Here is a 12,778-nt window from a genome sequence, read left to right on the forward strand (position 1 = left end):
GCCTGCGCCTCAAGTCGCGTGGCGCCGGTGTCGGCCGCCCAGATCGCGGCGAGGTGGCTCTTGCCCGCGCCTTCCGGCCCGGTGAGGAGCAGGCGGCCATCGGGCCACATCGCGCTGTCGTCGATCTGCGCCACGGCGGCTGCATTGGCGGGCGAGACGAAGAAAGCATCGCGCCCGGTGGCCTCGATCACCGGGAGATCAATGGGAATCTGGCGGGGCATTGGGCTAGTCTTTCAACCGCGATTGGGCGATTTCGGCAGAACTTTCGGGTGGGTCTGTGACCTCGGCCACTGCCTCCTGGTCATAAAGGCCGCGATAGAGCCTGCCCTGTTTGTATTGCCCGATGGCCCAGCGCGCGATGACGCCGAGAGAGGCCGCCACGGGCACCGCGACGAGCATGCCTGTAAAGCCGAAGAGCGCGCCGAAGGCCGAGAGGGCGAAGATCAGCCAGACCGGGTGGAGGCCCACGGATTGCCCGACGAGATTGGGGGTGAGCACGTTGCCTTCGAGGAACTGGCCGACGAAGAAGATCACCGCCACGGCGCCGATCCACCACCACTCGCCCCAGAACTGGAAGAAGGCCAGCCCGATGGCCAGCGCCCCGCCCACGAGCGCACCGACGTAGGGAATGAAGGTGAGCGCCCCGGCCACGGCCCCGACGACGAGGCCGAAGTTTAGGCCCACCGACATCAGCGCCACGGCGTAGAAGATGCCCAGCACGAGGCAGACGGTGCCCTGACCGCGGATGAAGGCGGCGAGGGTCTTGTCGATCTCGCTGGCGAGGTGGCGGATGGTCGGGGCGTGATCGCGGGGCAGCAGATCATCGATGCGCGCCACCATCCTGTCCCAGTCGAGCAGGAGGTAGAAGGCGACGATGGGCACGAGGACGAGCAGCACCAGAACGTTGACGATGCCCGAGACGGAGGCAACCAGCGAACTGACGAACTCGCCGCCCTTCGATTGAATGGTTTCACCGAGGCTCGCGAGCGACTTGGAAATGGTGCTTTCGCCATCCATCAGGTCGGGGAAGCGGGTGGTGAGGAAGTTTCGCAGGTCGGAAAAGATCTGCGGGGCGGCCTTGAACAGCGCCACGGATTGCTCGACCAGCGTTGGCATGATCAGCAGGGCGCCCAGGACGAAAATGAGGAGGGCGACGAAGGAGATGAGGATCACAGCTGCGATGCGGTGGAGGCCGAGCTTTTCGAGCCGGTCGGCCACCGGATCGAGGCAATAGGCCACCGCGCCGCCCAGAATGAACGGCAGGATGACGTCGCCCAGCACGTAGAGCACGCCGAAGAACGCCACGGCGGCGAGCGTCCAGTATTTGGCCTGTGTACCGACGGGAAGTGCCATTCCTGCCCCTGCGCTCGTTTCCGGCCCATAATGCCTTTGGGCGGGCGAGGCGCAAGGGTGCGAATGGTCCTGCGATCGGTGAGCCCGTGTCGGGGCCACTCGACGCGCCGGGGCCGGTTGGCACGGCGGCCGGGCGCCGCGTTCAGGAGGCGGCGCGCAACGGCGGCATCACGGGCACCGGCTCGGCGGTGCTCACGGGCCGGTCGGAGAGCGAAAAGCTCTTCATCAGCGCATTGAGCTCATCGGCGCTGCCGGCGAGCATGGCGTTGGCGGCGGTTGTTTCCTCGAACATACCGGCATTCTGCTGGGTGACGCGCTCAAGATCCGAAACGGCCTCATTGACCTCGGTGAGGCCCCGCGACTGGTCGGAGGTGGCGTCGGCGATGGAGCGGAGCCGGTCGACGATGCCGGTGACGGAAGACTGGATGCCTTCCAGCGCGGTTCCGGTGTTCTTCACGAGGCTGGCGCCGTTGGCAATTTCGCCGACGGAGTTGGAGATCAGGCCGTTGATCTCGCGCGCAGCGTCCGAGCTGCGCTGGGCAAGGGCCCGAACCTCGGAGGCGACCACGGCGAAGCCACGGCCCGCCTCGCCTGCGCGGGCGGCCTCTACGCCGGCGTTCAGAGCCAGCAGGTTGGTCTGGAAGGCGATATCGTCGATCACCGAAGTAATTTTGTGGATCTCGCGGGAGCTGTCCTCGATCCGGTTCATCGCATCGACCGCCTCGGCCATGATGCCTGTGCCCTCGGAGGCTTCGGTTGACGTGCTCTCGGCCTGCTTGCGCGCATCCCGCGATTCGGTGGCCACAAGTTCGATCGTGCGCGTAAGTTCCTTCAGCGTGGCCGCGATCTGAGCCAGCGTTGCAGCCTGTTTCTCGGTGCGGGTCGAAAGATCGGTGGCCGAGGATGACAACTCGCGCGATTGCTCGTTGATCGAGGCGGCTTGCAGGATCACCGCGTTCATCGTGGAGCAGAGGCGTTCACCCGCGCCGTTGAAATGCTCTGCGAGGTCTGCAAAGTCCTCGCCCAGGTCTTCCGTGACGCGCACGGACAGATCGCCTTCCGCGAGGTTGGCAAGTTTCTGTCGGAAGACTTCAAGCAGATTGGCGAGCGCCTCGTTGCGCGCGGCGGCAGCCTGGGTTTCGCGGGCCTCGGCCTCGGCCGCCCTGGCGGAGCGCCGCTCCACCTCGGCAAGGGCGTGCTCGGCCTGCGCGCGTGCCTCGGCAGCTTCCTTCGATTGCACTTCGGCACGGCTGAGCGCGTCGGTTGCGCGCGCGGCTTCTTCGGTGGCACGTTGGCTGTTTTCTTCTGCGCGGGCTGTTGCCATACGGCTTTCCTGAGCCTTGTCGGCCGCTTCGCGGGACAGTGCAAGGCGCTGGTGGATGGCCATGACGAGCACGCCGGTTTCCGCCACGACGATCACGGCGTGGAACACAGTGCGCCCGATGTTGAACACAAGATCGTTCGACGGGTAGACGAGCGTTGGCAGGGCGAAGGTGAGCACCAGGTGATGCAGCGCGATCGTGCCCGCGGCCACGAGCAGGGGCACGATATCGGCCATGGCCACCAGCATGGCGAGCACCGCGAAATAGGCCATGTGACTGTCGATCTGCATAGGGTGGCCGGCGAGGGCCGCGTTGAGCGAGATCGCCAGACCCGTAAGGGATTGGGCAACGAGTATCCGGGCCATGCGGGGGGCGAAACGCGGGGCGGCGAGCCCCAGCAGGGTGAAGGCCCCGCCGGCGATGCCCATGACCATGATGTTCCCGCCCATCAGGGCTTCGGCTGCGATGGCGAGCAGCCATACTAGGGGCGTGATCCGAGACAGGAGGTAGACAGCCTTCGCGCGGGCCGCCTCGACCGGCTGATCATCGCCCTTCTCGACGGTTTGGTCGGCGGTGAGCAGCAGGGGGGCGGACTCAGACATTGGAGGCTCCACATATGGCAGCAAGCGCCTCGCCTCCCAGCACGGCCCACGCGCCGTAACCGGAGGCCGCGCGGGCGGCTGCGGGTGAGGGATAAGTGGCAAGCAGTGCGAAGGGCGCGCGGGTGGGCCCGACGGCGTGCCCGCCGGAGGCTGCGAGCAACGCATCTGCATCGGCCCATGGGGGCACGATCAGCAGCACCGGCCCTTCGCCAACCGGCGCGGAAAGGACAGCGGCAAGCGGGGTGACCGCAAGGGTGCCCAGAAGGGCAAGCAGAGGAAGCAGGTTTGCAGGCACAGCCACACCAGTGATTTCGATGCGTCCGCTCTATGATCCAAGCCTTTCCATCGGCTTAACGCGCGCCAACTTTTTGCGCGCGCAGGCCCCCTCCGGGAGAAGCCTGTGAATAAGCCGTGATTCACCCTGCGCCGTGATTGCGCGCCAGGGGTTGAGGGCAGAGGCTTGCTTCAAATGCTCCCTGATCCAATGCCGATATGACCCGCTACATCAAGCTTCCTTCCCTGAGCGTCCCGCCCGACAAACACGCGCCCTCGCCGCCAAGGTCTGACGACGCGGACAAGGCCGAACGCAAGACGGATGAGGCCGAAAAGCCCGCCCCGGCTGCCAAGCGCAAAGCCAGAATCTTGTGAGCCCGTCCGCGATGGGCTAGAGCCTCGGGGCAACGCAAACGCCCCAGAGGACCACCATGCGCCTGAGCCGCTACTTCCTGCCCGTTCTCAAGGAAACCCCTGCCGACGCGCAGATCGCCTCGCACCGCTACATGCTGCGCGCGGGGATGATCCGCCAACAGGCCGCCGGGATCTACTCATGGCTGCCGCTGGGCTTCAAGGTGCTCAAGCGGATCGAGCAGATCGTGCATGAGGAGCAGCAGCGCGCGGGGCATATCCCGATGCTGATGCCCACGATCCAGCCTGCCGACCTGTGGCAGGAGAGCGGGCGCTACGACGATTACGGCGCCGAGATGCTGCGCATCCGCGACCGGCACGACCGGGACATGCTGTTTGGCCCGACCAACGAAGAGATGATCACCGACATCTTCCGCGCCCATGTGAGCAGCTACAAGAGCCTGCCGCTGACGCTCTACCACATCCAGTGGAAGTTCCGTGACGAGCTGCGCCCGCGCTTTGGCGTCATGCGGGGCCGCGAGTTTTACATGAAGGACGGCTACAACTTCGACCTCACCGAGGCCGACGCCAAGCACGCCTACAACCGCCATCTGGTGAGCTACCTGCGCACCTATGAGCGGATGGGCCTCCAGGCGATCCCGATGAAGGCCGAGGGCGGGCCCATCGGCGGGGACTATACCCATGAATTCCTCGTGCTGGCCGATACCGGCGAGAGCGGCGTGTTCTATGACAGCAAGGTGACCGACATTCGCCTCGGCGACCGCGAGATCGACTATGACGACGTGGCGCAATGCGAAGGCGTGCTCGACGAGTTCACCGCGCTTTACGCCCGCACCGACGATACCCACGATGCCGCCATCTTCGAAGAGCGCGTGCCCGAAGAGCGCCGCCGCGAGGCGCGGGGCATCGAGGTGGGGCAGATCTTCTACTTCGGGACGAAGTATTCCGAGCCGATGGGGGCCACGGTGCAGGGGCCGGACGGCAAGCCCACGCCGGTGCACATGGGCTCGCATGGTATTGGTGTGAGCCGCCTCGCGGGGGCGATCATCGAGGCCAGCCATGACGACAAGGGCATCATCTGGCCCGAGGGGGTGACGCCCTTCCACGTGGGCATCGTGAACATGCGGGTGGGCGACGAGGCCTGTGATGCGACCAGCGAGGCGCTCTACGGCACGCTGAGGACTCTGGGGCTCGATCCGTTGCTGGATGACACCGACGAGCGCGCGGGTGGCAAGTTTGCCACGATGGACCTCATCGGCCTGCCATGGCGGATTACCGTGGGGCCGCGCGGGCTGAAGAACGGCGTGGTGGAGCTGACGTCGCGCCGCACCGGGGAGAGCGAGGAGCTTTCGCCCGAGGCCACCGTGCAGAAGCTGGCGGCGCTTTACGAGGGCCACCTCTGAGGCGCGCGCCGTGATCCCGCCCGCCGGGCTCGCCGAGCATCTGGCCCTGCTGAAGGGCCGAATGGAACGCGAGGGCGGGCTGGTGGCGCTGCGGGCCTGGCTCGACGGGTGGAACAGCCAGCGGCTGCATGGCGGTCCACGCGGCGAGGACGCGGCGTTTTTCAATCACTTCGAACGGTTCGTGCGGGAGAAGTTTCCCGACGCAGGGCTGAAGCCGTGGCCGGTGATCCTTGAGGAGGCCGCGGGCGGTGACCGGGCGGCGGTGGCGCTGTTCTTCGAGCTCTTCGATGACTTCGAAGAGGGCAAGGCGGCGCGCGCGCGGCTGGTGGAGAAGGGCAAGCATGGGCCGGCGGCGCGGCCGAGGGCGGAGCGGAAACCCAACCCGATGCCGCCCGGGGCAGATCCCTTTGCCCCGTCGCCGGAGCACGCGCTGGCAGAGCTGATCGAGGGCTTCGCCCAGGGCAAGCTCGATCGTCCGGGCGACGGCACGCTGGCGGCGCTGAAGCTGTGGCTGGAGGGCTGGGCGGGCGAAGACCGGCGGCGCAGGGCGGCGATCACCGAGTTGGCGAAATTCATGGCGGCGCTGGGCGGGCAGGGTATGCAGACGGACTGGACCCGGCTGATGCTGCCGCTGACCGGCCCGGTGACGGACCGCTACGCGGCGCTTGCGGGGGTGTCGCAGAGGCTGGCGCGGCGGCGGCGCGAGGTGGCCGACAAGTTCAGCCCTGTGCTCGGCGCGCCGGTGATCCCCGACGGGCCGGAGCCCGGCTTTCCTGCCCTGCCGATGCTGCGGAACAGCACGCCGCTGGTGGACTGCTTCGAGACATGGGCCACCACGCCCGCCACCCGGCCCTGCGATGGCGACATGGGCCGCCTGAAGGGCTGGCTGCTGCGCTGGGTCGAGGCCAACCAGCCAGAGGGCGAGGATGCGGCGGTGGCGCGCTATCTGCACCAATGGCTGGGCTTTCAGGCGAAACTTGCCCACACCCCGCGCTGGGAGGCGCGGCTGGCGGTGCTGGCGCGGCCACAGGAAGACCTCTGGTCGGTTCTGGCTCGCGCGGTGTGCGCGTTGGCGCAAAGATACCACCAGGTCAACACCAGCCAGAATCCGGAGTTCACCGATCCGGTGATCCCGGAGACCGAGGCGCAGAAGGCGGGCTGCGTGGACCTGCGACAAGAGGCCTTTGCCGCCTGGGCTCAAGCTCCCGTGCGCGACGGCTGTTAACGCTTGACCCCACCCCGCCCCATGCGCAATTTGCGCCGCAAACCGAGCAGGAGGCCGATGCGTGGCCAATAAAGCAGGCAGGACGGCCCCGTTCTCGAAATACGAGTGGATGATCGCATGGCGCTACCTGCGCTCGCAGCGGTCTGACGGGGGCGTGAGCATTCTGAGCTGGATCGCGCTGGGAGGGATCACCCTTTCGGTCTTCGCGCTGATCGTGGTGATGGCGGTGCGCTCGGGCTTCCGCACGGATTTCGTGGATACGATCATCGGGGCCAATGCCCATACGGCGGTGCGGGCGCAGGTGTACGTGGACGAGAACGGTGCCACCAGCCGGCAGATCACCGAGTACGACGCGATGGCCGAGCGGCTGGAGCGAGTGCCTGGCGTTACCTCTGTCGCCCCGCTTGTGAAGGGCCAGGTGCTGGCCAACCTGCGGGCGGCCAACGCGGGTGTCGAGGTGTACGGCATCCGCGCGGAAGACCTGATGAGCCTGCCGCGCATCGTGGACCCGGAGCAGAAAGAGGGTGACATTGCCCGCTTCGAGGAGGGCATTGCCATCGGCTGGGGCGTGGCGCAGGAGCTGGGCGCGGTGGTGGGCGACCGCATCCGCATCATCAACCCCAACGGCACCCGCTCGCCCATGGGTGTGACCCCGCGGGTGAATGCCTATGAGGTTGTCTATATCTTTCAGGCCGGGCGCTGGGACATTGACCGCACCCGCGTTTACCTGCCCTTCGCGGAGGCGCAGAGCTTCTTCAACTTCGATGGCGCTGCGAGCGAGATCGAGGTGATGGTGGACGACCCGGAGGCTATCGCGGAGTGGGATATGCCGCTGCTTCAGGCCGCCGGGGAGGGTGTGTTCTTGTGGAGCTGGAAGGATGCCTGGGGCAACTTCCTGCGGGCGCTGGTGATCGAAGACATCATGATGATCATCATCATGTCGATCCTCGTGCTCATCGCCGCGCTCAACATCATTTCGGGCCTCATCATGCTGGTGAAGAACAAGGGCCGCGACATCGGCATCCTGCGGACCATGGGGCTGACGCGGGGCGCGATCCTGCGCATCTTCTTCCTCTGCGGGGCGCTGGTGGGCACGGTGGCCACGGCGCTGGGCACGGTGCTGGGCTGTCTCTTCGCGGTGAACGTGAACAACATCGTCAGCTTCATCAACTGGCTCTCCGGCTCTGAGGTCTGGGATGCGTCGATCCGGGGGATCTACAGGGTGCCGAGCGAGCTTCAGGCGGGGGACGTGCTCTTTGCCGTGGGCCTCGCGCTGGCGCTCTCCTGGGGCGCGACGATCATCCCCGCCCGCCGCGCGGCGCGGCTCGATCCGGTGGAGGCGCTGCGCTATGAGTGAAGTTCTGGGGTTGGCGGGGATCGAGAAGACCTATAACGCCGGAAAGCCGAACGAGATCAATGTGCTGCGCGGGGCCGACCTGGAGGTGCGCGCGGGCGAGGTGGTGGCGCTGGTGGCGCCCTCCGGCTCGGGCAAATCCACCCTGCTTCACATCGCCGGGCTGCTGGATACGCCCACGGACGGCACCGTTCGGCTGCTCGGGCAGGACATGGCCAGCCTCGGCGACGGGCGGCGCACCGAGGCGCGACGGGCGCAGGTGGGCTTTGTCTACCAGTTTCACCATCTGCTGCCGGAGTTCACCGCGCTGGAAAACATCGTACTGCCGCAGCTTGCCAATGCGGTGGAGCGTGAGGCGGCCGAGGCCCGCGCGCTGGAGCTGCTGGCGACCGTGGGGCTCGATTCCCGCGCCAGCCACCGCCCGGCGGAGCTTTCGGGCGGCGAGCAGCAGCGGGTGGCCTTCTGCCGGGCGCTGGCCAACGGCCCGGCGCTGTTGCTGGCCGACGAGCCGACCGGCAACCTCGACCCGGGCACTTCGGACACCGTGTTCAACGCCCTGATGCAGCTGGTGCGCGAGACCGGGCTGGCCGCGCTGATCGCCACCCACAACCTTGAGCTGGCCGCCCGGATGGACCGGACGGTGCGGTTGGAAGAGGGGCGGCTGGCCTAGGCGGGGCTGCGTCTGTTTCCAGCGCGGAAACCCGCTGTTTCCGGCAAATATCGGGCAAAGCATCACTATCGCCGCGTGAGTTGGTTAATGTGCCCCTATGGATTGGGCCATCGTTCTCTCGATGCCGCTCATGCTCCTGATTGGCTTCATTGGCGACGCGCTGGGGCGCGAAGAGGACGAAGACCAGGGGGTGAGCCAGGCAACTTCCGGCGCGCCGGACATTGACGGGTCGGGGGCCGAAGAGGCCGTTGACGACGGTCTTTCGGCCATGCTGGAGGCTTCCGAGGAGGAAGCCGAAGAGACGCCCTCGCCTGAAGTGACGACGGACCAGGCGGCGCGGGATGCCACGCCGGATGCGCCCGGTGAGACGGCAACGGTGGAGGGCGAGGATGCACCGGAGGAGGTCGAAACCGCCTCTGCGGTGAAGCCATCAGTCATGGATGAGGTGGAGCCGGAGCCCGAAGAGGCCCCCTCGGAAGATGAGGCCGAAGAGGCCCTGGCCGAGGATGGCCGCGAGGAGATCGACGACTTCGACCCGGAGGAAGACGTGCTCATGGTCGAAGCGCCGGGCGCTTCGGAGGCGACCCCCGAGGTGGAGGAAACCGAGGGCGGCCTGTTGGTGCGCATGGCCGGGCAGGAGACCTTTCTGCGCGGTGTGACGGAGCTGCCCGAGGATGCCGTGGTGGGTGTGGAGCCTAGCCCTTCAACGTAAGCACGACCCCCAAGGCCATCAGCCCGATGCCGCCCGCGCGGGTGAGGCTGAGGCTGTGCTGCACCGCGCCGAAGAGGCCGAAATGGTCGATCACGGCGAAAGAGATCATCTGCCCCAGCAGCACGAAGATCACCGCGTTGCCGACGCCGAAATGCGGTGCGACCCAGGTGATCGACAGCACGTAGAAGGCCACCAGAAGCCCGGCGAGGAACGTCTCGCGCGGGGCTGTGGCAAAGCGCGCGAGCGGCGCTGGCCCGGTGAGCAACGCGGTGACGAGGGCTGCCGCGAAGGCGACGATGAAGAGCACCACGGCGGCGGAGGCGGGAGAGCCGACGTGCCGCCCCAGGCCAGCGTTCAGTGCTGCGAGGACCGGAATGCCGATGCCCGCAGCGAGCATGATGGCGGCGGAAGTGGTGTAGCCCATCGGCGCATCTCCTGTGTTGTGCGGCGAAGCTAAAGCATTTCGCCTCATACCTGAATCGCCAATCGCTGCCTTTCGCCTTCGGCTCAAACGCAATTGGCGATGCGCGACGTCCCAGGTAAGAGACGAAACGCTATTGGCCGGGCGCGCGACGCGGGCAACGGGGCCAGCATGGCGCAAAAGATGAAAGATCCGTTTACTGCGCCGTCCTCAGGAGCATATCCCTTCGATTTCAGCCTCTTCCCAGGGCAGGCGCACCTTGCCCACGGGGCGCGACAGCTCCAGCGGGGTGGGGTTCATGACCTGTGAGAGCAGGCTGCGCAGGCGCGCTGTTCGGGGGCCTTCGGGATCGAGCGCGCGGCAGCAGACGAACTCTTCCACCAGGCTGGCCTGCTGCTCATAGGGGTAGTCGAGAAAGCGGGGATTGCTTGCAGGATCAAACAGATAGGGATCGGTATTGCCCTTGTGCTCGGCGGCGGCCTTGAGCGGGTGATAGCCGGTGATCTTGCGGTTCTGCCATTGCCAGATATGGGTGATCTCATGGGCGACGAACATTGCCGCTGCGAGGTTCAACTCCTCCGGCCAGCCGTCGAGGTAATCTTCCAAGTACCAGTCAGGATTGAGATAAATCTTGTTGAACAGCACCAGCCCGGCGGTGCGGGATTTGAAGCTCTTTTGCTTCATCGGAGGCAGGATCAACTCGCGGCAGGTGGTGCGGGGGCGAGTGAGGTAGGTGCGCTCGATCGCCCCCACAGAGCCCCAGGTGGTGATGCGGACGCGGGAGGTGTCGATGCCATCGCCATGAATTTCCTGCAAAAAACCCTTCTCCGCCTCGGTCAGCGGACGGCCGCAGGAGGTGGCGAGCAGGGCGAAACAGAGAACGAGAAACAGGCGCATCTGGCGGAGTTTAGCGGGTGCGGCGGGCGCGGCAAGAGAGGCGTTAACCTTGCGAAGCAGAGGGCCACAACCCATGCACAAGTGATGCACAACCAATGCATACGCATATTTGACCATCCGGTAAAAATGAACGCCCCGCGCGGCCCGGGTTGACAGGGATCATGGCGCGCGCCCTGCGGCAGGCGCAAACTTGGCGCGGGGCAGACAACCGGAGGATTGGCAATGAAATTGATGATGATCGCAGCGGCGGCGCTGGTTGCGGGCGCAGCACAGGCACAGGATGTGCACGAGGGCCGGCTGCTCTATGAGCGGCACTGTGCCACCTGCCACGGGCTGGATGCCGACGGGCAGGGGCCAATGGCGCCCGCGCTGGTGCTGCAACCGGTGGACCTGACGGAACTGGCGCTGAACAACTCCGGCACCTTCCCCATGGCGCGGGTGGTGAAGCGGATCGACGGGCGCGACCCGCTGGTGTCGCACGGCTCGCCGATGCCGGTTTACGGAGAGCTCTTCGACGGGGACGACACGCCGCTGAAGGCGGAGACGGGCCAGCCGATCATGACGTCGCGCCCGGTGGCGGACCTCGTGGAGTATCTGAAAACGCTGCAGAAATAGAGATTTGCGGCGGATTTTCCTTTCATGACGGGCATTGTCATCAACTGGTGGTTGTTCTGCGCCGTGGCAGCCCCGATCTGTTGAACAGGCCCGGAATTACGGGCTTTGCCAAACGACAGATCGAAAGGAATTGAAGATGACCAAACTGATGATGACCGCCGCCACCGTACTCTCCCTCACCGCCACGCCGATGATGGCCGCGACCTACAGCTGGGAGGTCTGGCAGTCGGGCGACGGGGGCTGGTACGGCGGGATCAAGAGCAGCGACTGCAAGCTGGTGGCCGACTGCGTTGAGACCGTGGGCAAGTATCGCACCAAGGGCGCGGCCCGGAAGGAAGCGAAGGCCGAAGCGAAGAAGCGCGAGAAGGAAGAGAGCGGCTTTTACGACGACGGGCGCACCGATGGCGGGCTGTGCAGCCAGCCCGGCGTGGAGTGCTGACGCGTTTCGGACGGTGGGCAGATTACCCACCCTACGGGCAGACGGCGGGGCGATTTCCCCGCCGTTCTGCCGTGCGGCGGCGGGGTGCCTACGTCTTTGTTTAAAGGAACTTCGGTCGGTGGGGTCGCGTTGTGCAACCAGAACCCGAAAGGAGGTCCTGACATGAATTGGGATGTTATCAAAGGCGAATGGAAAGAATGGCAAGGCGCGGCCCGCGAGAAGTGGGGTGAGCTGACCGACAACGAATTGCAGGAGGCCAAGGGCGAGCGTGAACAGCTCGTGGGCCTGGTGCAGCAGAAATACGGCTACGCCCGGGAAGAAGCCGAGCGTGAAGTCGACGAATGGCGGGCCGGGCTGAAAGCGGCCTGATCCGGCAACGTGAACGAAATGGCCCCCTGCGTGCGAGCGTGGGGGGCTTTTTCATGGCGCGCTGTCTCGCAGGCGCGGCGGGCCGCTGCGCGCGAAGAGTTGAGACGAGGCCGAGCCGTTGAGCGGTTCGCGGCGCTGGATGGCCGAGAGCAGGCGCTTGAGGCGGCGGCGCTGGAACCAGGAGCGCACCTGCTTCGCCTCGACCTCGACCGGGCGCAGCATGGTCTGCTCGCCGCTGCCGGAAATGTCGAAGTTGCGATAGGCGGCGACGAGATCGCGCGCCTGGCTGGTGGCGGCGACGGCGATCAGCTTGATCCGGTCGGCTTTGCGGGCAATGTCGCGGCTGCCGTGGCGCTGGTGGACGCGTTCGAAGATGTCTTCAAAGCTGCCGATGTCGATATAGGCGCCGCTGGCCATCGGGCCCTGCGCGGTTTGGGACTGGTCGCTGTCTTCAAACATCTCCAGCCGGTCGACGACGCTGGTGGTGAGGGTGTCCTCCCCGATCTCCACCTCGGCGAGCACGTCCGTCAGGTAGGCGGGCTCGGAGCCGAGGTTGGAGATGATGCAGCGCGCGGCGAGGCCGTCGCGGCCCGCGCGGTTGATGAGAAGGCCCGAGCGGGTCTGGCGGCGGAAGGAGACGAGGAAGATGTGCAGATAGGCGATCCACACCACGGTGGTGGTGAGGCTGACGATGATCTGGATCGCGGGTTGGTTGTCTTGGAGCCATTGCCACATGGGGGGACAACGGGGG

The 12,778-nt window shown here is 66.2% G+C and carries 15 protein-coding genes and 1 pseudogene; 9 read left to right on the plus strand and 7 right to left on the minus strand.

The features are described from left to right. The 4 genes and pseudogenes from DYI42_RS20810 to DYI42_RS20825 form a co-directional block, all read right to left on the minus strand. Positions 1 to 221 (minus strand): annotated as a pseudogene (locus tag DYI42_RS20810) (chromosomal replication initiator DnaA); the annotation flags it as partial. 4 nt (positions 222 to 225) lie between these two features. Further along, complete coding sequence (locus tag DYI42_RS20815) at positions 226 to 1,353, minus strand: AI-2E family transporter (protein ID WP_213548629.1); 1,128 nt, start codon at positions 1,351 to 1,353, stop codon at positions 226 to 228. Positions 1,354 to 1,495: 142 nt separating this feature from the next. Then, positions 1,496 to 3,277, minus strand: coding sequence for a methyl-accepting chemotaxis protein (locus DYI42_RS20820; RefSeq protein ID WP_213548631.1), 1,782 nt, complete (start codon positions 3,275 to 3,277; stop codon positions 1,496 to 1,498). Beyond that, positions 3,270 to 3,578: a hypothetical protein gene (locus DYI42_RS20825; protein ID WP_213548633.1), complete on the minus strand. Its 309-nt coding sequence runs from the start codon at positions 3,576 to 3,578 to the stop codon at positions 3,270 to 3,272. Before DYI42_RS20825 ends, DYI42_RS20820 begins: the two co-directional genes overlap by 8 nt. A 191-nt stretch (positions 3,579 to 3,769) precedes the next feature. Between DYI42_RS20825 and DYI42_RS20830 the strand changes: the two genes are divergently transcribed. From DYI42_RS20830 to DYI42_RS20855, 6 genes are all read left to right on the plus strand, one after another. Continuing rightward, positions 3,770 to 3,925, plus strand: coding sequence for a hypothetical protein (locus tag DYI42_RS20830; protein ID WP_213548635.1), 156 nt, complete (start codon positions 3,770 to 3,772; stop codon positions 3,923 to 3,925). A 56-nt stretch (positions 3,926 to 3,981) separates the two neighbouring features. Further along, positions 3,982 to 5,325 carry a proline--tRNA ligase gene (gene proS / locus DYI42_RS20835; RefSeq protein WP_213548637.1) on the plus strand — a complete coding sequence of 448 codons (1,344 nt, stop codon included), beginning with the start codon at positions 3,982 to 3,984 and terminating at the stop codon, positions 5,323 to 5,325. Positions 5,326 to 5,335: 10 nt separating this feature from the next. Then, positions 5,336 to 6,550: a hypothetical protein gene (locus tag DYI42_RS20840; protein WP_213548639.1), complete on the plus strand. Its 1,215-nt coding sequence runs from the start codon at positions 5,336 to 5,338 to the stop codon at positions 6,548 to 6,550. Between the two features lie 109 nt (positions 6,551 to 6,659). Further along, positions 6,660 to 7,907, plus strand: coding sequence for an ABC transporter permease (locus DYI42_RS20845; RefSeq protein ID WP_213548658.1), 1,248 nt, complete (start codon positions 6,660 to 6,662; stop codon positions 7,905 to 7,907). Next, on the plus strand, positions 7,900 to 8,574 hold the full coding sequence (locus DYI42_RS20850; RefSeq protein ID WP_213548641.1) for an ABC transporter ATP-binding protein: 675 nt from the start codon (positions 7,900 to 7,902) through the stop codon (positions 8,572 to 8,574). The genes DYI42_RS20845 and DYI42_RS20850 overlap by 8 nt, the downstream gene beginning before the upstream one ends. A gap of 97 nt (positions 8,575 to 8,671) precedes the next feature. Next, complete coding sequence (locus DYI42_RS20855) at positions 8,672 to 9,286, plus strand: hypothetical protein (protein ID WP_213548643.1); 615 nt, start codon at positions 8,672 to 8,674, stop codon at positions 9,284 to 9,286. On the opposite strand, the gene DYI42_RS20860 is transcribed toward DYI42_RS20855, so the two are convergent. Together DYI42_RS20860 and DYI42_RS20865 are read right to left on the minus strand one after the other, a co-directional pair. Beyond that, positions 9,270 to 9,710 carry a DMT family transporter gene (locus DYI42_RS20860; RefSeq protein WP_213548645.1) on the minus strand — a complete coding sequence of 147 codons (441 nt, stop codon included), beginning with the start codon at positions 9,708 to 9,710 and terminating at the stop codon, positions 9,270 to 9,272. The genes DYI42_RS20855 and DYI42_RS20860 overlap by 17 nt on opposite strands. A 207-nt stretch (positions 9,711 to 9,917) precedes the next feature. After that, entirely contained in the window at positions 9,918 to 10,604 is a 687-nt protein-coding gene (locus DYI42_RS20865; protein WP_213548647.1) for a hypothetical protein, read from the minus strand. A 222-nt stretch (positions 10,605 to 10,826) separates the two neighbouring features. Between DYI42_RS20865 and DYI42_RS20870 the strand changes: the two genes are divergently transcribed. From DYI42_RS20870 to DYI42_RS20880, 3 genes are all read left to right on the plus strand, one after another. After that, positions 10,827 to 11,219, plus strand: coding sequence for a c-type cytochrome (locus DYI42_RS20870; protein ID WP_213548649.1), 393 nt, complete (start codon positions 10,827 to 10,829; stop codon positions 11,217 to 11,219). A gap of 136 nt (positions 11,220 to 11,355) precedes the next feature. Beyond that, positions 11,356 to 11,658 (plus strand): hypothetical protein, encoded by a 303-nt coding sequence (locus DYI42_RS20875; RefSeq protein WP_213548651.1) that lies wholly within the window; start codon positions 11,356 to 11,358, stop codon positions 11,656 to 11,658. A gap of 162 nt (positions 11,659 to 11,820) precedes the next feature. Beyond that, a complete protein-coding gene (locus tag DYI42_RS20880; protein WP_213548654.1) occupies positions 11,821 to 12,027 on the plus strand; it encodes a CsbD family protein in 207 nt (68 codons plus the stop codon). Positions 12,028 to 12,078: 51 nt separating this feature from the next. On the opposite strand, the gene DYI42_RS20885 is transcribed toward DYI42_RS20880, so the two are convergent. Continuing rightward, a partial coding sequence (locus tag DYI42_RS20885; protein WP_213548656.1) for a hypothetical protein occupies positions 12,079 to 12,778 on the minus strand: 700 nt, incomplete at its 5' end.

The sequence above is a fragment of the Vannielia litorea genome, from assembly GCF_018424695.1.
In the GTDB taxonomy this organism is placed as follows: Bacteria; Pseudomonadota; Alphaproteobacteria; order Rhodobacterales; family Rhodobacteraceae; genus Vannielia; species Vannielia litorea_A.